The organism is Microbacterium sp. ARD32, from assembly GCF_031844385.1.
Classification (GTDB): Bacteria; Actinomycetota; Actinomycetes; order Actinomycetales; family Microbacteriaceae; genus Microbacterium.
The window spans coordinates 220,598-241,441 of sequence record NZ_JAUZVD010000002.1 but is presented as its reverse complement, the minus strand read 5'-3'; the positions used below and the strand labels follow the sequence as shown (position 1 = coordinate 241,441).

Annotated in this window: 20 protein-coding genes and 1 pseudogene; 9 read left to right on the top strand and 12 right to left on the bottom strand. The window is 67.1% G+C overall.

Annotated elements, in window-relative coordinates; translation table 11 throughout:
* Positions 1-92: 92 nt before the first annotated feature.
* From Q9R19_RS09365 to rpmH, 11 genes and pseudogenes are all read right to left on the bottom strand, one after another.
* A pseudogene (locus Q9R19_RS09365) lies at positions 93-608 on the bottom strand (GrpB family protein).
* 14 nt (positions 609-622) lie between these two features.
* Positions 623-955 (bottom strand): tryptophan synthase subunit alpha, encoded by a 333-nt coding sequence (locus Q9R19_RS09360; RefSeq protein WP_311256119.1) that lies wholly within the window; start codon positions 953-955, stop codon positions 623-625.
* Positions 956-1,385: 430 nt separating this feature from the next.
* Positions 1,386-2,366 carry a ParB/RepB/Spo0J family partition protein gene (locus tag Q9R19_RS09355; RefSeq protein ID WP_311256118.1) on the bottom strand — a complete coding sequence of 327 codons (981 nt, stop codon included), beginning with the start codon at positions 2,364-2,366 and terminating at the stop codon, positions 1,386-1,388.
* Positions 2,366-3,298: a ParA family protein gene (locus tag Q9R19_RS09350; RefSeq protein WP_311256117.1), complete on the bottom strand. Its 933-nt coding sequence runs from the start codon at positions 3,296-3,298 to the stop codon at positions 2,366-2,368. Before Q9R19_RS09350 ends, Q9R19_RS09355 begins: the two co-directional genes overlap by 1 nt.
* Positions 3,299-3,523: 225 nt before the next feature.
* Positions 3,524-3,826 (bottom strand): GIY-YIG nuclease family protein, encoded by a 303-nt coding sequence (locus Q9R19_RS09345; protein ID WP_311256116.1) that lies wholly within the window; start codon positions 3,824-3,826, stop codon positions 3,524-3,526.
* 272 nt (positions 3,827-4,098) lie between these two features.
* Positions 4,099-4,731, bottom strand: a complete 633-nt coding sequence (gene rsmG / locus Q9R19_RS09340; RefSeq protein ID WP_311256115.1) for a 16S rRNA (guanine(527)-N(7))-methyltransferase RsmG — start codon at positions 4,729-4,731, stop codon at positions 4,099-4,101.
* 194 nt (positions 4,732-4,925) lie between these two features.
* Complete coding sequence (locus Q9R19_RS09335) at positions 4,926-5,417, bottom strand: R3H domain-containing nucleic acid-binding protein (protein ID WP_311256114.1); 492 nt, start codon at positions 5,415-5,417, stop codon at positions 4,926-4,928.
* Positions 5,414-6,493, bottom strand: coding sequence for a membrane protein insertase YidC (yidC, locus tag Q9R19_RS09330; RefSeq protein WP_311256113.1), 1,080 nt, complete (start codon positions 6,491-6,493; stop codon positions 5,414-5,416). The genes Q9R19_RS09335 and yidC overlap by 4 nt, the downstream gene beginning before the upstream one ends.
* 3 nt (positions 6,494-6,496) lie before the next feature.
* Positions 6,497-6,847 carry a membrane protein insertion efficiency factor YidD gene (yidD, locus tag Q9R19_RS09325; RefSeq protein WP_311256112.1) on the bottom strand — a complete coding sequence of 117 codons (351 nt, stop codon included), beginning with the start codon at positions 6,845-6,847 and terminating at the stop codon, positions 6,497-6,499.
* A complete protein-coding gene (gene rnpA / locus Q9R19_RS09320; RefSeq protein WP_311256111.1) occupies positions 6,844-7,194 on the bottom strand; it encodes a ribonuclease P protein component in 351 nt (116 codons plus the stop codon). Before rnpA ends, yidD begins: the two co-directional genes overlap by 4 nt.
* A 21-nt stretch (positions 7,195-7,215) precedes the next feature.
* Positions 7,216-7,353, bottom strand: coding sequence for a 50S ribosomal protein L34 (rpmH, locus tag Q9R19_RS09315; RefSeq protein WP_045250217.1), 138 nt, complete (start codon positions 7,351-7,353; stop codon positions 7,216-7,218).
* A 317-nt stretch (positions 7,354-7,670) separates the two neighbouring features.
* Between rpmH and dnaA the strand changes: the two genes are divergently transcribed.
* The 8 genes from dnaA (at position 7,671) to Q9R19_RS09275 (ending at position 18,362) form a co-directional block, all read left to right on the top strand.
* On the top strand, positions 7,671-9,059 hold the full coding sequence (gene dnaA / locus Q9R19_RS09310; protein ID WP_311256110.1) for a chromosomal replication initiator protein DnaA: 1,389 nt from the start codon (positions 7,671-7,673) through the stop codon (positions 9,057-9,059).
* Between the two features lie 410 nt (positions 9,060-9,469).
* Entirely contained in the window at positions 9,470-10,612 is a 1,143-nt protein-coding gene (dnaN, locus tag Q9R19_RS09305) for a DNA polymerase III subunit beta (protein ID WP_311256109.1), read from the top strand.
* Between the two features lie 3 nt (positions 10,613-10,615).
* A complete protein-coding gene (locus tag Q9R19_RS09300) occupies positions 10,616-11,281 on the top strand; it encodes an HAD family hydrolase (RefSeq protein WP_311256108.1) in 666 nt (221 codons plus the stop codon).
* A 99-nt stretch (positions 11,282-11,380) separates the two neighbouring features.
* Positions 11,381-12,568, top strand: a complete 1,188-nt coding sequence (gene recF, locus Q9R19_RS09295) for a DNA replication/repair protein RecF (protein ID WP_311256107.1) — start codon at positions 11,381-11,383, stop codon at positions 12,566-12,568.
* Positions 12,561-13,046 (top strand): DciA family protein, encoded by a 486-nt coding sequence (locus tag Q9R19_RS09290; protein WP_311256106.1) that lies wholly within the window; start codon positions 12,561-12,563, stop codon positions 13,044-13,046. The genes recF and Q9R19_RS09290 overlap by 8 nt, the downstream gene beginning before the upstream one ends.
* A 117-nt stretch (positions 13,047-13,163) precedes the next feature.
* Positions 13,164-15,230 (top strand): DNA topoisomerase (ATP-hydrolyzing) subunit B, encoded by a 2,067-nt coding sequence (gyrB, locus tag Q9R19_RS09285; RefSeq protein ID WP_311256105.1) that lies wholly within the window; start codon positions 13,164-13,166, stop codon positions 15,228-15,230.
* 146 nt (positions 15,231-15,376) lie between these two features.
* A complete protein-coding gene (gyrA, locus tag Q9R19_RS09280) occupies positions 15,377-17,938 on the top strand; it encodes a DNA gyrase subunit A (RefSeq protein ID WP_311256104.1) in 2,562 nt (853 codons plus the stop codon).
* 19 nt (positions 17,939-17,957) lie between these two features.
* Positions 17,958-18,362, top strand: coding sequence for a DUF3566 domain-containing protein (locus tag Q9R19_RS09275; RefSeq protein ID WP_311256103.1), 405 nt, complete (start codon positions 17,958-17,960; stop codon positions 18,360-18,362).
* 187 nt (positions 18,363-18,549) lie between these two features.
* On the opposite strand, the gene Q9R19_RS09270 is transcribed toward Q9R19_RS09275, so the two are convergent.
* Positions 18,550-19,272, bottom strand: coding sequence for a VIT family protein (locus Q9R19_RS09270; RefSeq protein WP_311256102.1), 723 nt, complete (start codon positions 19,270-19,272; stop codon positions 18,550-18,552).
* A 118-nt stretch (positions 19,273-19,390) separates the two neighbouring features.
* Here Q9R19_RS09270 and Q9R19_RS09265 point away from each other — a divergent pair, with 118 nt between their 5' ends.
* The gene (locus Q9R19_RS09265) at positions 19,391-20,749 is read left to right on the top strand and encodes a sensor histidine kinase (protein WP_311256101.1); all 1,359 of its coding nucleotides are present in this window, start codon (positions 19,391-19,393) and stop codon (positions 20,747-20,749) included.
* Positions 20,750-20,844 lie beyond the last annotated feature (95 nt).

Sequence of the window (20,844 nt, the reverse complement as noted above, 5' to 3'; positions counted from 1 at the left end):
CGCACCTTCCTGGGTCGCTGAGCCCGTCGAAGCGAAAGCCCGTCACCTCATCAGGTGGCGGGCTTTGCTCGTGGGCGGACGCCGCCGGGCTCCTACTTGTCGTACACAGCGACGGAGGGCAGACCTCGAGCGGCCCGCGCCCGGTCCATGATCTGCTGGATGATCGCGGTCTTACCGTCGTTGTAGCTGCGGCGATCGACGGCATCCCGCGCGGCATCCACCTTCGCCCGCCGGTACCGCTCGGCGTCCTCTGAATGCGCGCGCAGTCAGTCGCGCAGCACGCGCTGATGGGCATCGGACCACTGGTTCGGCGTGAAGAAGTGCGCGATGCGGAGCCGCTTTCCGTCGCGTTCGAAGAGCATGACGGGGTGGGTGCGAACACTGCTCCCCCGGCGCCAGCCGGCGCGCTCCAGGCTGGGTCTGTGGTGGTCGAAGTCCGCGTGGTCGGCGATGCGTACGGCGACGTCGACGATCGGTTTGGCGGTCATTCCCGGAATCGCCGTGGAGCCGATGTGCTCGATGAGCCACCTCGGATCGCCGGAGGACCGCAGGGAGTCGGCTGCCGCTTCGAACTGCTGCGGCCAGGTCGGGTCGTAGTCGACGAGCATTCGTCCCCGTTTCGTCAGGAGGCGTCCGCGATGGTGGGGTCCCAGCGTCGGATGCGCTGCTCCCCCAGCATCCCCCACACAGTGTTCGTGAGCTCGGGGTATTCCAGCGCGATCTGACGGAGCACCCGGTAGTGACGGGCGGCGTTCGGTCGTACGCCGTCGTTGGCCTTGATGTTCTCGGCGCGCAGCAGGTAGACGACAAGCTCGTCGATGCTGGGCAGATCGTCCATGAACTCCCACGGATCCTCGCCGGCCCGAAGCCGCTCCTGGATGAGCACCGCCAGTTCGTCGGATGCCTCGGCGCGCAGCACCTCGAGACTCGCGCGGCGTGGGATCGACTCGGTCATGGATTCCAGCCTACGCACCGTCCGACTACCCCGGGTGTTTCACGTGAAACGATCATTGAGCGAGGAGCGAACCTCCTCCGGTCATTGAGCGAGGAGCGAAGCGACGAGACGAAATGCCCGCCTCCTCCCCGGTCATTGAGCGAGGAGCGAAGCGACGAGTCGAAATGCCCGGCGTCCAGCGCGCCCACGTTTCGACTCGCTCCGCTCGCTCAACGACCGAAGGTGCCCCGACGAGACGAAATGCCCGAACCGTCCAGTGCATCCACGTTTCGACTCGCTCCGCTCGCTCAACGACCGAACCCCCTTCCGGTCATTGAGCGAGGAGCGAAGCGACGAGACGAAATGCCCGGCGTCCAGCGCATCCACGTTTCGACTCGCTCCGCTCGCTCAACGACCGATTGCCCGCCGTTTCACGTGAAACACTCGTGGGTCAGCGGGCTCCGTAACCGTCCTCGCCGAGTTCCGCGAGTATGCGGTTCAGATCTTGGATCGACGCGAATTCGATCTTGACCTGGCCTTTCCGGGTTCCCAGCGAGATCTGCACCCGGGTGTTCAACCGATCGCCGAGCTTGGCGGACATCTCGTCCAGGTAGGCCCGTCGCGCGCCGGCCTGCGGCTTGGACCGGCTTCCCGTTGCGGCGGGAATGGCCTTCGCCGCCGCCTCGGTGGCACGAACCGACAGATCCTCGTTCACGACCTTGTCGGCCAGGAGCTGCATCTTCTCGGGATCATCGACAGAGAGGATGGCGCGTGCATGGCCAGCCGAGAGCACACCCGCGGCGACCCGCTGCTGCACAGGAACGGGCAGTCGCAGCAGTCGAATGGTGTTGCTGATCTGCGGACGCGAGCGGCCGATGCGAGCGGCGAGCTCTTCCTGCGTGATGCCGAAGTCCTCGAGCAGCTGCTGATACGCCGACGCTTCTTCGAGGGGATTCAGCTCGGATCGGTGCAGGTTCTCGAGCAGAGCATCCCGCAGCAGATCCTCGTCCGCGGTCTCCCGCACGATCGCAGGGATCGCGGTCAGTCCCGCCTCGCGGGCGGCGCGGGTTCGCCGCTCCCCCATGATCAGCTCGTACGCGCCGTCGGCGTTCCGGCGAACGACCACGGGCTGAAGCACGCCGAACTCGCGCACGCTGTGCACCAGCTCGGCCAGGTGCTCCTCGTCGAAGTGCGTGCGCGGCTGGCGCGGGTTCGGAACGATGCTGTGGGGATCGACCTGGATCAGCTGGATGCCGGGGATCTCGGCGAGCTCTGCTGCGCTCGGAGCAGCACTCCCGGGCGCGCCGACGTCAGCGGCGTCCGCCTGCGCCTTCGAGGCACCGGGGAAGAACACGTCCACTGGCCGCTCTGCCTGATCCGCGGTGGGGATGAGAGCGCCGATTCCCCGACCCAGTCCGGTGCGCTTTGCCATCATTGCTCCTTGTTCTGCGAGGTTCGTTCGCCTCGCTGTGCGATCTCCACTGCGGCTTCGCGATATGCGATGGCACCAGCGGATGTGCCGTCGTAGCTGATGACCGTCTGCCCGAAGCTCGGAGCTTCGGACACGCGCACGGAGCGCGGGATGACGGCGTCGAGCACCTGCTCCGGAAAGTGATTGCGCACCTCATCCGACACCTGCTGCGCCAGACGCGTGCGCGCGTCGAACATCGTCAGCAGAATCGTGGAGAGGTGCAGCTCCGGATTGAGGTGCTTCTGGATCATCTGGATGTTCCCGAGAAGCTGGCTCAGGCCCTCCAGGGCGTAGTACTCCGCCTGAATCGGAATGAGAACCTCGGATGCCGCCGTGAAGGCGTTGATGGTGAGCAACCCGAGCGATGGCGGGCAGTCGATGATCACGAAGTCCATGTGATGATCCCGCAGGTACGCCTCGAGAGCTCGACGCAGCCGGAATTCGCGTGCGACCTGTGAGACCAGTTCGATCTCAGCTCCGGCGAGGTGGATCGTACTCGGCGCGCAGAACAGGTTCTCGTGTTCGGGGCTGGCCTGCACGATCTCCGCGATCGGCAGATCATCGATCAGCACGTCGTAGATGCTCGAGGTGTCCGCGGTATGCGGGATGCCCAGCGCTGTCGACGCATTGCCCTGCGGGTCCAGGTCGATCACGAGGACCTTCGCGCCGAGGCCGGCGAGAGCGGATGCCAGATTGACGGCTGACGTCGTCTTTCCCACGCCGCCCTTCTGATTCGAGATCGTGAAGACTCTGGTGGGTCCGGTGAAGGCGACGTCGACCGTGCTGAGAGCCTTCCGACGGGTGGAGAGGTCGGCGAGTTCCCTCGCGAGCGGCGTATCCACCCCGAAATCCTGGTTCGGCGATGCGCTGTCGGATGGTTTCACGTGAAACATCGACTCCTTTCGGGACCGTCTACCACTCTAATCGAGACCACCCCCACTCCTTGAGCGACGAGGGAGCGAACCGCATCGGGGGGTGCGTTTCGACTCGCTCCGCTCGCTCAACGACCGGACATTGAGCGAGGAGCGAAGCGACGAGACGAAATGCCCCACGCCCGCGGAGGCGCGTTTCGACTCGCTGCGCTCGCTCAACGACCGGGGAGAACGCGACACGCTCGCTCAACGACCGGGGGCATGGAGGGCGCGCTCGCGAGCACTCCAGCCTCTGATCGCATCGAAGCCTCCTTCGATGAACGCCTGCCGCTTCGCGTGACTCCAGCCCTGGATGCGCTTCTCCAGCCCGAACGCCTCGTCAATACGCTCGAACTCGGCGAACCACGCGAGCTCCACCGGTAGACGGCAGGCGGTATAGGCGCTGCCGAGGCCCTGGCAGTGGGTCTCGAATCTGGTGTCGAGATCGATCGTGCTGCCGGCGTAGAACGTCCCGTCGGCGCAGCGGAGGATGTAGGTGTACGCGGTCATTCGGGAAGAGTAGCCGCCGGGCGAGACGTCGAGGAGCCTTCGTCCCACGACCTGGGGATGTTTCACGTGAAACGGAACATGTGGAAACGAGTCACGGGCGTTTCGACTCGCTACGCTCGCTCAACGACCGGGGGGAAGTGCGACGCGCTCGCTCAACGACCGGACATTGAGCGAGGAGCGCCAGCGACGAGACGAAATGCCGCACGCCCGGACAGGGGCGTTTCGTCTCGCTGCGCTCGCTCAACGACCGGGGGGAAGTGCGCTGCGCTCGCTCAACGACCGGAGCGAACGCGGGCGCGGAACACGCGGGTGGACTCAGCGAGCACGCCCTCCCCCAGCACCTCGACGGAGACGTCTGTGACCTTGTGCTTCTTCAGCACCTTCTGCGCAGCAGAGATCTCGGCCTCGACGTTCTGCCCCTTCAGGAAGATCAGCTCACCAGCATCCTTTGCCAGGGGCGCCGTAATCGGCACCAACGTGCGCAGCGCACTCACCGCCCGGGCGGTGACCACATCGAACTCCAGCCCGACGTCCTCGGCGCGCGCACGCATCACCCGCACGTTGTCCAGACCCAGAGCGTCCACCTGCTCGTTCAGCCAGGTGACCCGCCGCTCCATCGGCTCGATCAGAGTCCACTGCACGTCCGGCCGAGCGATCGCCAGCACAAGGCCCGGGAGGCCGGCCCCGGAACCGACATCCGCAACCGCACCATGGAACAGCGGCGCGGCGATCGCGGAGTTCAGAATGTGACGCGTCCACAGACGCGAGAGCTCCTGCGGACCGATCAGTCCGCGCAGTTCTCCCTCGGCTGCGAGAGATGCCGTGAATCGACGTGCGACGTCGATGCGGTCTCCGAAGAGGAGAGCGGCGGACGCGGGTTCGGCCTCGAGGGGCGAGTCAGACACGGTGCTCCTTCGGGAGGGTGGGGGTCTTCATTTCGTCTCGCTTCGCTCGCTCAATGACCGGGGAACGCCGCTCGTTCAATGACCGGGGCGGAGTGGCGTGGGGCATTTCGTCTCGCTTCGCTGGCTCAATGACCGGGGAACGCCGCTCGCTCAATGACCGGGACGTTTCACGTGAAACATCCACCGCCACGGACTCAGCGGGAGATCACGGTGTGGCGATCCGCACCCTCGCCATAGGACTCCGAGACGAGCCCGCGCTCCGACACGATGTCATGCACCAGCTTGCGCTCATACGACGACATCGAGGGCAGCGACGCCTGCGACGCTCCCCCGTCGAGCTTGGCGACCGCGGCATCCACCAGCTGCTCCAGCTGCCGGCGACGCGTGTCACGCGACCCTCCGATATCCAGGATCATGCGCGAGAAGCTGCCGGTCCTGCTCTGCACGGCCAGCCGGGTCAGCTCCTGCAGCGCCTGAACGGTCTCGGGCGAAGACACCAGCGACAGGGCATCACCCTCCGCCTCCACCGACACATACGCGCGGCCCTGACGCACATCCAGGTTCAGGTCGCCGTCGATGTCGGCGATGTCCAGCAGCTCCTCCAGGAAGTCCGCCGCGATGTCGCCTTCGCGCTCGAGCTCTTCGACGGTGGACTCGGCGGATGACTTCAGCTCATCGGTCGTCACGAGTTCGGCCCCTTCTTCTTCGCACGCTTCTTACTCATCGGCTGCTCGCGCTTGGGCGCCTGCTGCTTGGCGCGCTCCGCCTCTTCGAGCAGTCGCTGCTGCTCGGCCTCGTACACGGCCAGCGGAACGATCTTGCCGTCCGAGTTGACCGCCTTGCCGCGGCGGGCCAGGCGCTCCTCACGGGCACGGGCGGCATCCGAACCCGGCGTCGGCATCTCGCGGATGACGAGGAACTGCTGCCCCATGGTCCACAGGTTCGACACGAACCAGTACAGCACCACGCCCAGCGGGAAGAACACACCCGAGAAGATGAAGCCCAGCGGCAGCACGTAGAGCATGATCTTCTGCATCTGGTACGCCTGGCCGGTCTTGGCCTCGGGCGACAGGTTCTTCGAGATGATCTGCAGCTGCGTGTAGAACTGCGACACGATCATCAGCACCACCAGCACCACCAGGATGGTGACGGTGGCTCCCCAGCCCTCGGGCTTCGTCTCCACCGCGGTGCGCAGATCGATGTGCAGCGGGGCGACGCCGAACAGCGTCGCATCGTAGAACTGCTTGGTCAGATCGGCGTGCAGCAGACCCACACCGCCTATGCCCGCCTGAGCGTGGGCGGCGACGTCACGCAGCGTGTAGAACATTCCGAGCAGGAACGGCATCTGCACCAGCATCGGCAGACAGGACGACACCGGCGTGGTGCCGTGCTTCTTGTACAGCGCCATGGTCTCGCGGCTCATGGCCTCACGCGAGAGCTGATCCCGCTTGCCCTTGTACTTCTCCTGCACCTTCTTCAGCTGAGGAGCGATCTCCATCATCTTGCGCTGGCTCTTGATCTGCTTCACGAACAGCGGGAAGACCGCCGCGCGGATCACCACCACCAGGCCGACGATGGACAGCACCCAGGTCAGTCCGGCGGCTTCGGGAAGTCCGACGGTCGTGAACAGCCAGTGCCACGCCACCAGGATGGTCTCGACGATCCACTTGAAGGGCCACAGCAGCGCGCTGAACAGATCGAAACCACCCCCGTCGCCGGCTGCCGGGCTGGGGGTGCTTGCGAGCAGAAGGTCAAGACCCACTGTTCAGTCCTTTCGAGCGGGTACGACGAATCCGTGCGGAGTCAGTTCGTAGCGGAAGTGAGCGTGCGGGCGGACGTCGTCGACGCCGCCCTTGCTCCACGGGTTGCATCGCAGGATGCGCCAGGCGGAGAGAACCGCTCCCCGCACGGCGCCGTGCTGCTGCACCGCACCTACAGCGTAAGCCGAACACGACGGGTAGTAGCGGCAGACGTCTCCATACAGCGGCGAGATCACCGCGCGGTAGACGACCAGGCACGCGAGAACGGCGTTGCGCGGCAGCACCAGGATGCCGCGGAGCAGATCGGATGCCCGGAATCGGGCCGTTCCGAAGGCATAGGACGGCAGGGCGCTCATGCGCGTGCCGATCCGGGCAGGACTCGGTCGAGGCAGCGTGCCACGTCGGCTCGCAGCTCGGAGAAGTCCGCGGATGCCGAAGCAGGAAGGGCACGGATGACGACATCCGTGCCCTCGGGAACCGTCTGGAGGAACTCCGCGCACACGGCCTTCAGGCGGCGGCGAACGGTGTTCCGAACCACGGCGGTTCCTACCTGCTTGCTGATGATGAACCCGAACCGGGGTGCCCTGGCGCTGGCGGACGGCAGTGCCGAGGTCACCAGCCGAGGCCCTCCGCAGCGCCTTCCCCGGCGGACCACCTGTCGGTAGTCGACGCCGCGCGTCAGGCGATTCGGCCGGGCGAGCACGGCGGATCCGGGTGGAAGGGCTTACGCCGAGAGCTCAGCACGGCCCTTCGAGCGGCGTGCCGAGAGGATGGCGCGGCCGGCGCGGGTGCGCATGCGGGCGCGGAAGCCGTGCTTCTTGGCACGACGGCGGTTGTTGGGCTGGAAGGTGCGCTTGCTCATGGAATCACTCCGGGACTGGTGTCACCGGGCTTTTTCATCCGGAGACAGGGGGTACTGCCAAAAGGCATAAGTCAACCGATTAAGGGTACGACCTGCCGCCGCGCGGGGCAAATCCACCGCCGGAGCCCTGTTCACCGCCCGCCAGTTGCGCACACCCATTATCCACAACTGTGAACATCTCCCCGGATCACGACACACCCGCGTGTTTCCGCGGACGGCTTGCTGTTCCGACCGCCGGTGACTACCGTGGCATCCGATGTTATCCACAGGGGCAGATCCTGCTTCGAGTGCCCTTCCACGACTTCGCCCGGAGCGTCATGACCACTGAAGCCCAGCCCGATGTGCCGATCTGGTCGACGCTGCGCGACCGCCTCGCCGAGGACGAGCGCGTCTCGCCGCAGCTGCACGGGTTCCTGAGCCTGGTCGTGCCGGCCGGCGTGATGGGCGGGGTGCTGTACCTCGACGTGCCGAACGACCTGACCGCCGCGCAGATCAACAAGCGGCTGCGCATTCCGCTGATGGAGGCGCTCTCGGCCATCGGCGACGAGGTCACCTCGTACCGCACGGTGGTGAACCACGAGCTCGCGGATCAGCCGACCATGCCGATCGTCGTGCCCGACTTCGAGGCGCCCGAGCCGATCCGCACCGAGACCCTCGACGCTCCCACACCCCTGCGGCACGAGTCGCGGCTGAACCCGAAGTACACCTTCGACAATTTCGTGATCGGGCAGTCCAACCGCTTCGCGCACGCCGCGGCCGTCGCCGTGGCCGAAGCCCCGGCCAAGGCGTACAACCCGCTGTTCATCTACGGCGACTCGGGGCTGGGCAAGACGCACCTGCTGCACGCGATCGGCGACTACGCGCAATCGCTGTACGCAGGGGTGAAGGTGCGCTACGTCTCCAGCGAGGAGTTCACGAACGACTTCATCAACTCGATCGCGAACAACCGCGGCGCCGCTTTCCAGAGCCGGTACCGCGAGGTCGACATCCTGATGATCGACGACATCCAGTTCCTGCAGGGTCGCGCCGAGACGCAGGAGGCGTTCTTCCACACCTTCAACCAGCTGCACGATCACAACAAGCAGGTCGTGATCACCAGCGATGTGGCGCCCAAGCTGCTCACCGGCTTCGAGGACCGCATGCGCAGCCGCTTCGAGTGGGGCCTGATCACCGACGTGCAGGCGCCCGACCTCGAGACGCGCATCGCGATCCTTCGCAAGAAGGCGCAGAGCGAGTCGCTGCACATCCCCGACGAGGTGCTCGAGTACATCGCGACGGTGGTCTCCTCCAACATCCGCGAGCTGGAGGGCGCCCTCATCCGCGTCTCGGCGTTCGCGAGCCTGAACCGCTCGGCGCTGGACATCTCCCTGGCCCAGACCGTGCTGCGCGACATCGTCGACACCACCGAGGACAACGTGATCTCGCCGACGGACATCATCACGTCGACGGCCGCCTACTTCAAGCTCACGGTCGATGACCTGTACGGTTCGAGCCGGTCGCAGCAGATCGCAGTCGCACGGCAGATCGCGATGTACCTGTGCCGTGAGCGCACCAGCCTGTCGCTGCCGAAGATCGGCCAGCTGTTCGGCAACCGCGATCACACCACCGTCATGTACGCGTGCAAGAAGATCAGCGAGCTCATGAAGGAGCGCCGTTCGATCTACAACCAGGTCACCGAGATCACCACGCAGATCAGCCGGCGCTGACACCCCGACACGCCTGCCCTCGCGCGGATCGCGCCGGTTGTCCGCAGGGGGTGTGGATAACTTGTGGAGACTTCGGCTTCCGGATGCCTCCGAGCAGACCCGTCTGTGGATAACCGCTCACGTCCTCAGAACCGCTCACACCCCGGAAACCCCCGGATTCCTCAGGGACTCCACAACTCACAGCGATGTAGTTTCCTACTCTCCGCTGATATCCACCGACTTATCCACAGAATCCACAGCTGTTAACACCGTTAAGAGATCAATCTCAGTGAAGGGCTCCCCGATCACCAGACGGATGTGGACGAACAGCCCGGCCGGCGCAGACCACGGGTAGCGAGGTCTGCGCCCGGTGCGACTAGCATGGGATCGCCTGCAGTGGGCCCACTGCGAAGTACAACGAGGGAGCGCCCGTGAGGTTCCAGGTCAACCGCGATGTGTTCAGCGAGGCTGTGTCCTTCGTCGTCAAGCTGCTGCCGCAGCGCAATCCGCAGCCGATCCTCGCAGGTGTGCTGATCGAGGCATCCGATTCCGGACTCACCCTGTCGGCTTTCGACTACGAGGCGTCCGCTCGCACCACGATCGAGGCGACCGTCGACGAACCCGGCACCATCCTCGTGCACGGCCGCCTGCTCTCCGACATCGCCAGCCGCCTGCCGAACGCTCCGATCGAGATCGCCGTCGAGGAGGACGGCGGCATCGCGGTCACCTGCGGCTCCGCCCGCTTCACCTTGGCGGCCATGCCGGTCGAGGAGTACCCGTCGATCCCCGAGGTCACCGGTTCCACCGGGGTCGTCCCGGCAGAGGAGTTCGGCACCGCGATCGCGCAGGTCGCCTTCGCGGCATCCCGTGACGACGTCACCCCGGTGCTCACCGGCGTGCAGCTCGAGGTCTCGGGAACGAGCCTGAGCCTGGTGGCCACCGACCGCTACCGCGTCTCGCTGCGCGACGTCCCGTGGGACGGCGACGGCGCTGAGCAGACCGCCCTGGTGCCGGCCCGCACGCTCACCGAGGTCGGCAAGACGTTCGCGCACGCCGGCAACATCGAGATCGCCTTCTCGGGCGCGGGCGACCGCGAGATCATCGCGTTCACCGCCGGCAACAAGACAGTCACCTCGCTGCTGATCAAGGGCAACTTCCCGCCGGTGCGTCGCCTGTTCCCCGAGCAGACCGACCACTACGCCGTGGTGAACACCGGCGAGCTGATCGAGGCGGTCCGCCGCGTGGCGCTGGTGCTCGACCGGTCGGCGCCGCTGCGGTTCACGTTCGGTCCCGACGGGGTGACGATGGATGCCTCGGGCAGTGAGCAGGCACGGGCGTCCGAGTCTGTCGATGCGCACCTGAACGGTGGCGACGAGGTGACCCTGGGCCTGAATCCGCAGTACCTCCTCGAGGCGCTCGGCGCGGTCAAGAGCGAGTTCACCCGCGTCACGTTCACCTCGAGCGACAACGCCAACAAGCTCAGCCCGGTGCTGGTGACCAGCCAGACCTCGGTCGATCAGGCCGGCCTCGACTCGTTCAAGTACCTGCTCCAGCCCAACCTGCTGCTGCGCTGAGCCATGGCGTACCGGGGCGTGCTGCTGGACTTCTACGGCACGCTCGTCGACGAGGACGACCCGGTCATCGCCGGGATCGTCGGCCGGATCGAGCGCCGTCATCCGGGATCGGATGCCGGCGGCTCCTGGTCTCGCGCGTTCTCGGATGCCGTGGGCGCGGCGCACCGTGATGCCTTCCGCACGCAGCGCGATATCGCCGTCTCCTCGCTGGCGGCGACGCTGCGCGAGCTCGGATCGTCCCTCGATCCGGAGGAGCTGCTCCAGGAGCAGTTCGCGTACTGGCGCGCACCGGCCGTGCGTCCGGATGCGGTGGCGTTCCTCACCACGTTGGAGCTTCCCGTCTGCGTGATCTCCAACATCGACCGCGAGGACCTTGACGCGGCGCTCGAGCACACTGGTCTTCCGCTCGCGAATGTCGTGGCGAGCGACGACATCCGCTCCTACAAACCGCGCGCCGAGCTGTTCGAGGAAGGGCTGCGGATGCTGGCGCTGCCCGCTTCCGAGGTCCTGCACGTCGGCGATTCCGTCAGCTCCGACATTGGCGGCGCGAATGCTCTGGGCATCGACGTGGCATGGGTCAACACCCACAGCCGGGATCTGCCGCAGACGATGTCGGTGGTTCAGGAATGCCGCGAGCTCACCGAGCTGCTCCCCCTGCTGACCCGGTAGATCCCGGTGATGCCAGCGCGGGTCTGTCGCCTGTACTGAGCGAGCGTCAGCGAGACGACGTGAGGCACCGCGTCCGACCCCGCGGGTAGGCTGATCGTCGTGATTGTGGAGCACCTGAACCTGGGCGATTTCCGCAATTACGCGACGGCTGATCTCGCGCTGCATCCGGGCCCGAACGTGCTGGTCGGCAGCAACGGCCAGGGCAAGACGAACCTGGCCGAGGCGATCGTCTTCCTGGCGACTCTCGGCTCGCATCGGGTGTCGTCGGATGCCCCCATGGTGCGCGACGGCGCCGAGTTCGCCGTGGTCCGCGCACGTCTCGCGCACGGTGAGCGCAAGGTGCTCGTCGAGGTGCAACTGAACCGGCAGGGGTCGAACAAGGCGCGCATCAACGGGTCGCCGTCCAAGACCAACGAGCTCCCCCGCTATGCGCACGTCGTGCTGTTCGCTCCCGAGGATCTGCAGATCGTGCGCGGCGACCCGTCCTCGCGCCGGCGGTTCGCCGACCAGCTGCTCATCCAGCGCACCCCGCGGCTGGCGGGAGTGATCGCCGACTACGAGCGCGTGCTGCGACAGCGCACGGCGCTGCTGAAATCCGCTCGCGCGCGTGGCGTGCGCGGCGAGGGCCTGTCCACGCTGGATGTCTGGGACGACAAGCTCGTCGCACTCGGCTCCGAGATCATCCACGCGCGTCTGCGGCTGGCATCCGATCTGCAGGGCCCGCTCACCGACGCCTACACCGCGATCGCCGGTGCCGACCATCGTCCGCAGCTCGACTGGGCGCTCTCGGTGCGCGGCGGAGATCCCGAGGAGGGCCTGGATGCCGATGGGGAAGACGGCTCACTGAGCCCGTCGGAGAGTCGCGCCAGACTCGAGGAGCAGTTCCGCACTGCGCTGCAGGCCAAGCGCGCCAAGGAGCTCGAGCGCGGCCTCACCCTGGTCGGGCCGCACCGCGACGACCTGATCCTGCGCGTGCGCGACCTGCCGGTGAAGGGGTACGCCTCGCACGGCGAGTCGTGGTCGGTCGCGCTGGCGCTGCGCCTGGCATCCGCCGAACTGCTGCGCACCGAGTCGCCGGCCGGCGACCCGGTGCTGATCCTGGACGACGTCTTCGCCGAGCTGGATGCCGACCGGCGCCAGCGCCTCGCGGCGCTGACCGCCGGCTACGAGCAGGTGATCGTCACGGCCGCGGTCGAGGCCGACATCCCCGGGGCGCTGCACCGGCACGTGGTGCGGATCCACGCCGGGACCATCAGCGACGAGCGCGAGGAGGCAGAGGATGCGTGATCCGCAGCCTCCCGAGACCGTCGCCACCTACCTGCGGCTGCGCGGGCTGAAGCCGAGCGCGAAGAACTGGAAGCGCCGCAAGCGCATCGATGTCGACGACGACAACGCCCCGTTCAGCAAGGGCCGCGATCCCGGCACCATCGGCGACGTGCTGTCGAAGTTCACGAAGGACTCCGGCTGGGAGAAGAACCTCGCCGCCGAGGATCTGGTGCGGCAGTGGGCCGAGCTGGCCGGCGCCGACACGGCCAAGCACTCGGAGCCGGTCTCGCTGGAGCGCGGGGTGCTCACCGTGAAGTGCGATTCCACGGCGTGGGCGAAGAATCTGCAGTTCATGCGCGGCGTGATCATGACCGAGATCGCGAACCGGTATCCGGATGCCGGGGTCGAGAACATCCGGTTCATCGGACCGGACGTGCCGTCGTGGAAATGGGGACCGCGGGTCGTGCCGGGACGGGGCCCACGAGACACCTACGGGTAGGGCATCACGAAGGGGGGCTCAAGCGCTCAGAATGCACCACACGGCGTTTGAGCGCCATGTGGCCTCTCGAAACCCGCTAGAATGGACGGGTACGTTCGATGTGGAGACCATGTTCTGATGACGCCTGAAACCCCTGCCGACGACAACGGCGCTTCGACCAGCTCAGCGACCCGAGGGGGGGAGAATCAGCAGTCGAACAGGGTCTCCAGCGACTACGGTGCCGACCAGATCCAGATCCTCGAGGGGCTCGAGGCGGTGCGCAAGCGCCCCGGCATGTACATCGGCTCGACCGGTCCGCGCGGTCTTCACCACCTGGTGTACGAGATCGTCGACAACTCCGTCGATGAGGCCCTCGCCGGCTACGCCGACAACATCGAGGTGACCATCCTCGCCGACGGCGCCGTGCGCGTGGTCGACAACGGCCGCGGCATCCCGGTCGATCCGCACTCCTCCGACCCGACCAAGTCGACGGTCGAGGTGGTGCTGACGATCCTGCACGCGGGCGGCAAGTTCGGCGGCGGCGCCTACGCCGTCTCCGGCGGTCTGCACGGCGTCGGCTCGTCGGTGGTGAACGCGCTCTCCACCCGCTTCGACGTCGAGGTCAAGCAGAAGGGCTTCGTGTGGCGGCACAGCTTCGCCGAGGGCGGCGTCCCGCAGCAGCAGCTCATCAAGGGCGAGGAGACCTCTGACACCGGCACGAGCATCACCTTCTGGCCGGACCCCGAGATCTTCACCGAGACGATCGAGTTCGACTACGAGACGCTGCGCACGCGCTTCCAGCAGATGGCGTTCCTGAACAAGGGTCTGCGCATCGCGCTGCGGGACGAGCGCCCGGCATCCGCCTACGACGTCGACACCGACGACGGCACCAGCGTCACCACGCAGCCGTCGGACGTGTTCCTGTACGAGCGCGGACTCGTCGACTACGTCGAGTACCTGAACAAGGTGCGCAAGGCCGAGGTCGTGAACGACGAGATCATCGATTTCGAGGCCGAGGACAAGGATCGCAAGATCTCACTCGAGCTGGCCATGCAGTGGACCACCTCGTACACCGAGAACGTGTTCACGTACGCCAACACGATCAACACGCACGAGGGCGGCACGCACGAGGAGGGATTCCGTGCGGCGCTGACCAGCCTGGTCAACCGTTACGCGCGGGCGAACAACCTGCTCAAGGAGAAGGACGACAACCTCTCCGGTGATGACGTGCGCGAGGGTCTCACCGCGGTCATCTCGATCAAGCTCGGCGAGCCGCAGTTCGAGGGCCAGACCAAGACCAAGCTGGGCAACACCGAGGCGAAGACGTTCGTGCAGAAGATCGTGAACGATCAGCTGGGCGACTGGTTCGACCGCAACCCGCAGCAGGCGAAGAACATCATCCGCAAGGCGATCGATGCCGCCACCGCACGCCTGGCCGCGCGCAAGGCGCGCGAGACCGCGCGGCGCAAGAGCGTGTTCGAGTCGGCCGCGATGCCCGACAAGCTGAAGGACTGCACCAGCAAGGATCCGTCGATCAGCGAGATCTTCCTGGTGGAGGGCGACTCGGCCGGCGGCTCCGCGGTGCAGGGCCGCGACCCGCACACCCAGGCGATCCTGGCGCTCCGAGGCAAGATCCTCAACGTCGAGCGCGCGAGGCTGGACAAGGCGCTGGCCAACAAAGAGGTCCAGGCGATGATCCAGGCTTTCGGCACGGGCATCGGCGAGGACTTCGACATGGCCAAGGCGCGGTACCACAAGATCGTGCTGATGGCGGATGCCGATGTCGACGGCCAGCACATCACGACGCTGCTGCTGACGCTGCTGTTCCGCTACATGCGCGGGCTGATCGAGGCGGGTTTCGTGTACCTGGCGATGCCGCCGCTGTACCGCCTGAAGTGGACGAACGCCCCGCACGAGTACGTGTACTCGGATGCCGAGCGCGACGCACTGCAGGCGCACGGGCTGGCCAACGGCAAGCGCCTGCCCAAGGAGGGCATCCAGCGCTACAAGGGCCTCGGCGAGATGAACGCCAAGGAGCTGTGGGAGACCACCATGGATCACACCACGCGCACCCTGCGCCAGATCACCATCGACGATGCCGCCGCGGCGGACGAGATCTTCAGCGTGCTGATGGGTGAGGACGTCGAGTCCCGGCGCACCTTCATCCAGCGCAACGCCAAGGACGTCCGCTTCCTCGACATTTAAACCACCCCAAGCGCTTCATCGACAGGGAGGGTGACTGGATGTCCTCGGAATGAGCATCGGGAGGGGCCCGCGAAGCGGGAGGGAACCCGCTCTGCGAATGAAGATGACATCCAGTCACCCGGCACCAAGCACAAAGAGAAGAACACATGACTGACGAAGAACGCCCCGAGCCGGCCCACGAGCACGGCCGCATCGACCAGGTCGACCTGCAGTCCGAGATGCAGCGCAGCTACCTCGATTACGCGATGGCCGTCATCGTCGGGCGCGCGCTCCCGGATGTGCGCGACGGCCTCAAGCCCGTGCACCGCCGGGTGATCTACGGCATGTACGACGGCGGGTTCCGGCCCGACAAGTCGTTCTCCAAGTGCGCGCGCGTGGTCGGCGAGGTGATGGGTCAGTACCACCCGCACGGCGACACCGCGATCTACGACACTCTCGTGCGGCTGGTGCAGCCGTGGTCGCTGCGCTACCCGCTCGCGCTCGGGCAGGGCAACTTCGGCTCCCCCGGCAACATGGGCGCGGCGGCCCCCCGATACACCGAGACCAAGATGGCCCCGCTCGCGCTCGAGATGGTGCGCGACATCGAAGAGGAGACCGTCGACTTCTCGCCGAACTACGACGGCCGCACCGAGGAGCCCGACGTCCTGCCGTCGCGCTTCCCGAACCTGCTGGTCAACGGCTCGATCGGGATCGCGGTCGGCATGGCCACCAACATCCCGCCGCACAACCTGCGCGAGGTCTCCGCCGCGGCGTTGTGGGCGCTGGAGAACCGCGACCTGCCGCGCGAGGAGCTGCTGGACGGCCTGATCCAGCGCATTCCCGGCCCTGACTTCCCCACCGGCGCGCAGATCCTCGGCACCAAGGGCATCCACGAGGCGTACCGCACCGGCCGCGGCTCCATCAAGATGCGCGCGGTGGTCGACGTCGAGGAGATCCAGGGCCGCACGTGCCTGGTCATCACCGAGCTGCCGTACCAGGTCAACCCCGACAACCTCGCGGTGAAGATCGGCGAACTGGCCCGCGACGGCAAGATCACGGGCATCGCCGACATCCGCGACGAGTCCTCGGACCGCACCGGTCAGCGCCTGGTGATCGTGCTCAAGCGCGACGCAGTGGCCAAGGTGGTGCTGAACAACCTGTACAAGCACACCCAGCTGCAGGAGAACTTCGGCGCGAACATGCTCGCGATCGTCGACGGCGTGCCGCGCACGCTGGCTCTCGACGGCTTCATCACGCACTGGCTCGACCACCAGCTCGACGTCATCGTTCGGCGCACCGGGTTCCGGCTGCGCAAGGCGCAGGCGCGGATGCACATCCTGCAGGGGTACCTCAAGGCGCTGGATGCCCTGGACGAGGTCATCGCGCTGATCCGCCGCTCCCCCACCGTCGACGAGGCGCGCGAGGGTCTGAAGACCCTGCTGGACATCGACGACGATCAGGCGCAGGCGATCCTCGACATGCAGCTGCGTCGGCTGGCGGCGCTGGAGCGCCAGAAGATCATCGACGAGGCCACCGAGCTCGAGGCGAAGATCGTCGACTACAAAGACATCATCGCCACCGAGGCGCGTCAGCGCGACATCGTGCGCACCGAGCTCACCGAGATCGTCGACCGCTTCGGCGACGAGCGCCGCACGCACATCCTGCACGGCTTCGACGGCGACATGTCGATGGAGGACCTCATCCCCGTCGAGGAGATGGTCGTCACCGTCACCCGCGAGGGGTACATCAAGCGCACCCGCAGCGACAACTACCGCTCGCAGCACCGCGGCGGCAAGGGCGTGAAGGGCGCGCAGCTGCGCGCCGACGACCTGGTGGAGCACTTCTTCGTCACGACCACGCACCACTGGCTGCTCGTGTTCACCGACATGGGGCGCGTGTACCGCACCAAGACGTACGAGGTGCCCGAGGCCGGCCGCGACGCCAAGGGCCAGCACGTCGCGAACCTGCTGGCGCTGCAGCCCGACGAGAAGATCGCCCAGGTGCTGGCGATCAGCGATTACCAGGCGAAGGACTACCTGGTGCTCGCCACCCGCGGCGGACTGGTGAAGAAGACCCGCCTGGGCGACTACGACACCAACCGCCAGGGCGGCGTGATCGCCATCCGCATGCGCGAGGGCGACGAGCTGGTCAGCGCCAAGCTGGTCAACGCCGACGAGGACATCCTGCTCATCAGCGCGAAGGGCATGTCGGTGCGCTTCCACGCCACCGACGAGGCGCTGCGGCCGATGGGGCGCGCGACCGAGGGCGTGCGCGGCATGAAGTTCAAGGACGACGAGGACTGCCTGCTGTCGGCATCCGTCGTCGCCGACGATTCCTACGTGTTCACCGTCACCGACGGCGGGTACGCCAAGCGCACCTCGGTATCCGAGTACAAGGTGCAGAAGCGCGGTGGAACCGGCATCAAGGTGGCCAAGCTGAGCGACGAGCGGGGCGTTCTCGCGGGCGGTCTGATCGTGGACGAGGACGACGAGGTCTTGGTGGTTCTGTCCAGCGGCAAGGTGGTACGCTCTGCCGTGGCCGAGGTGCCTGCGAAGGGCCGCGACACCATGGGAGTCGTGTTCGCCCGGATGACGGGCGATGACCGCATCCTCGCCGTGGCGCGCAACAGTGAGCGCGCGATGGACGACGAGGACGAGGCGGATGCTGAGACCTCAGAGTCCCCGGCCCCGGACACCCAGACCCCCGACGCTGAGACACCCGAAGCCTGACCCCGAAGAGAGCTGAGCAATGAGCACAGTCGCAGACAAGCTGGCGAAGAAGTCCACGCGCAAGACGAGTGGCAAGCAGGTGCGGCTGCGCCTGGTCTACGTCGACTTCTGGTCTGCGGTGAAGCTGTCGTTCCTGGGAGCGGTGGCGCTGGCGATCGTCACGATGGTGTCGTTCTTCCTCATCTTCACCGTGCTGCAGGCGACGGGTGTGCTCACGCAGACCAGCGAGATCCTGGATTCGGTCACCGACGGCGCGGTCGATCTGCAGAGCCTGATCGGCCTGCCGCAGGTGATGGCGTTCGGTGCGGTCGTGTCGATCCTGAACCTGATCGTGTTCACCGTGCTCGGCGCGGTCGTCGCCGGCATCTACAACCTCGCGGTGAAGGTGACCGGCGGCCTGCTCGTCGGCTTCATGTCCAACTGAGGTGGGGTCGGGTGCGGGGACATTCCCTGCGCTCGCAGAGCGGGTGCCCCTCCCGCTTCGCGGGTCCCTCCCCGATGCTCGCTCCGGGAACGTCCCCGCACCCTTCGGGGTAGCGGGATGAGGAGAAGGCGGATGCTTCGCATCCGCCTTCTCCTTTTTCAACAAGTCCTGCGTGCGGACCCCAGCGCTACACGATTCCGGTGGTGCCTAGGAGGGTGCCGATCAGCCAGGTGGCCAGCAGCGCCAGCGCGCCGCCGATGATGAGGCGCGTTATGGCGCGGGCGGGAGAGGCGCCGCCGACCTTCGCGGAGATGGTGCCGGTGGCAGCGAGCGCGATGAGCACGGCGACGAAGGTGACGGGCACGCGCCACTCGGGGGGCGGCAGCAGAATGGCCAGCAGCGGGAGCAGCGCGCCGATCGTGAACGAGATCGCCGACGAGATCGCCGCGTGCCAAGGATTGACCAGATCGTTCTGATCGATGCCGAGCTCCACCTCCAGGTGCGCCGCGAGAGCGTCGTGCGCGGTCAGCTCGACCGCGACCTGCTGGGCGGTCTGCTCGCTGAGACCTCGGTCCCGATAAAGCTGGGCGAGCTCGGCCAGCTCCTCGTCGGGCATGGTGCGCAGCTCTTCGCGCTCCTTGTGGATCAGCGCCTGCTCGGTGTCGCGCTGACTGCTCACCGAGACGTACTCGCCGAGCGCCATCGAGATCGCGCCACCGACCAGGCCGGCGAGGCCCGCGATCAACAGCGCTGAGTTGTCGGTCGTCGCCCCCGCGACACCGACCACCAGCGACGCCACCGAGACGATGCCGTCGTTGGCGCCGAGCACCCCGGCACGCAGCCAATTGAGCTTCTGACTGATACCCGCACCGTGTGGTTCAGCGGGGTGAATGGCATCGGATGCGGTCATGCAGACAGTGAATCATCTCCGTGCCGTGAGCGGGGGGATGCACGGTAGGGAAAACCCGAATCGGGGTCTCCGGCTGCCCCCGTGTCGCCGACCCGCGCGGAACCGTAGCGTGGATGCCATGACCACGAATCCGACACCCCCGCCGCCGGGGTCTGCGACTCCCGGCTCCGTCGAGGCGCCGTTCGCCCCACCCGCCGCACCGGCGCCGCCCGCGGGCACGACACGAGTCCGCGAGGACAAGCCGCCGGTGCGGCTCGCCCTCACGATCCTGCAGCTCGCGGCGCTCGGCGCGCTCGGCGCGGCGGTGCTCGGCATCCTCACGGCGATGCTCGGTGTCGGGATCGGGATGCTGTTCCTCGTCGGGATCGGCGTCTTCGTGCTCATCGCGCTGGTGTACGCGCTGTACGGCGTGGCGTGGTTCGAGGTGCGTCGCGTGAGCGAGCTCTACGGCGCGGACCTGCCCGACCTGCGCTGGCGTGCGCGCATGCATCCGGGATTCCTCGGGTGGCTGCGCAACGTCGGCCGGCAGTCCGTCGACGGTCGCATGTGGCGGGCGCTGCTCAACTTCATCCTCGCGTGCACGGCCGGCGCGCTCGTGCTGCGCCTGTTCTGGGGCATGATCCGCTCGGTGTTCACGGCGCTCGCCCCGCTCACCGGGCAGACCGACGCCGAGTGGCCGTTCAGCTTCTCGGTCAGCGCCGCCTGGGCACCGGTGATCGGCATCCTCGGAGTGCTCGCCGCGGCCGCCGGCATCGTCGGTCTCGCGCTGCTGCACCGCCTGCTCAGCCGCACCCTGGTCGTGCCCAGCCGCGAGGCGGAACTGAGCGCCCAGGTGCGCACCACCAGCGCGCAGCGTGCCGGCGCCGTCCGCGCCGCCGACCTCGAGCGCACCCGCATCGAGCGCGACCTGCACGACGGCGTCCAGCCGCGGCTGGTCTCGGTGGGCATGACGCTGGGTCTCGCCCAGCAGAAGATCGACTCCGATCCGGCCGCCGCGAAGGCGCTGATCGGCGAGGCGCACACCTCCACCAAGGCCGCGATCACTGAGCTGCGCCAGCTGGCGCGCGGCATCCACACCTCCGTGCTCGACGACCGCGGGCTGGATGCGGCGCTGTCGGCGCTGGCCGGCCGCTCGCACATCCCCGTGCAGCTGGACGTGCGCATCGAGCCCGGTATCACCGGGAGCGGTGCCGGATGCCGGGATGCCGAGGCCGCGGTGTACTTCGCGATCGCGGAGTCGCTGACCAACGCCGCCAAGCACTCCCGCGCCAGCGAATGCCGCGTGGTGGTGCGCAGTCGCGACGGCGGCCTGTGGGCGCGCGTGGAGGACAACGGCATGGGCGGTGCGCAGGTGCAGCCGGGTGGCGGCCTGGACGGCATCACCAACCGCATCCTCGCCGCGGGCGGCACGTTCCGCCTCGACAGTCCTGCCGGCGGCCCCACCAGCCTGGAGGTGACGGTGCCATGCGCGTCCTGATCCCTTTCCCGGTCGTTGAGCGATCGAAGCGAGACGAAACGCAGAGTGGCTTCCCGGTCGTTGAGCGAGCGGAGCGAGACGAAACGCAGATCCTG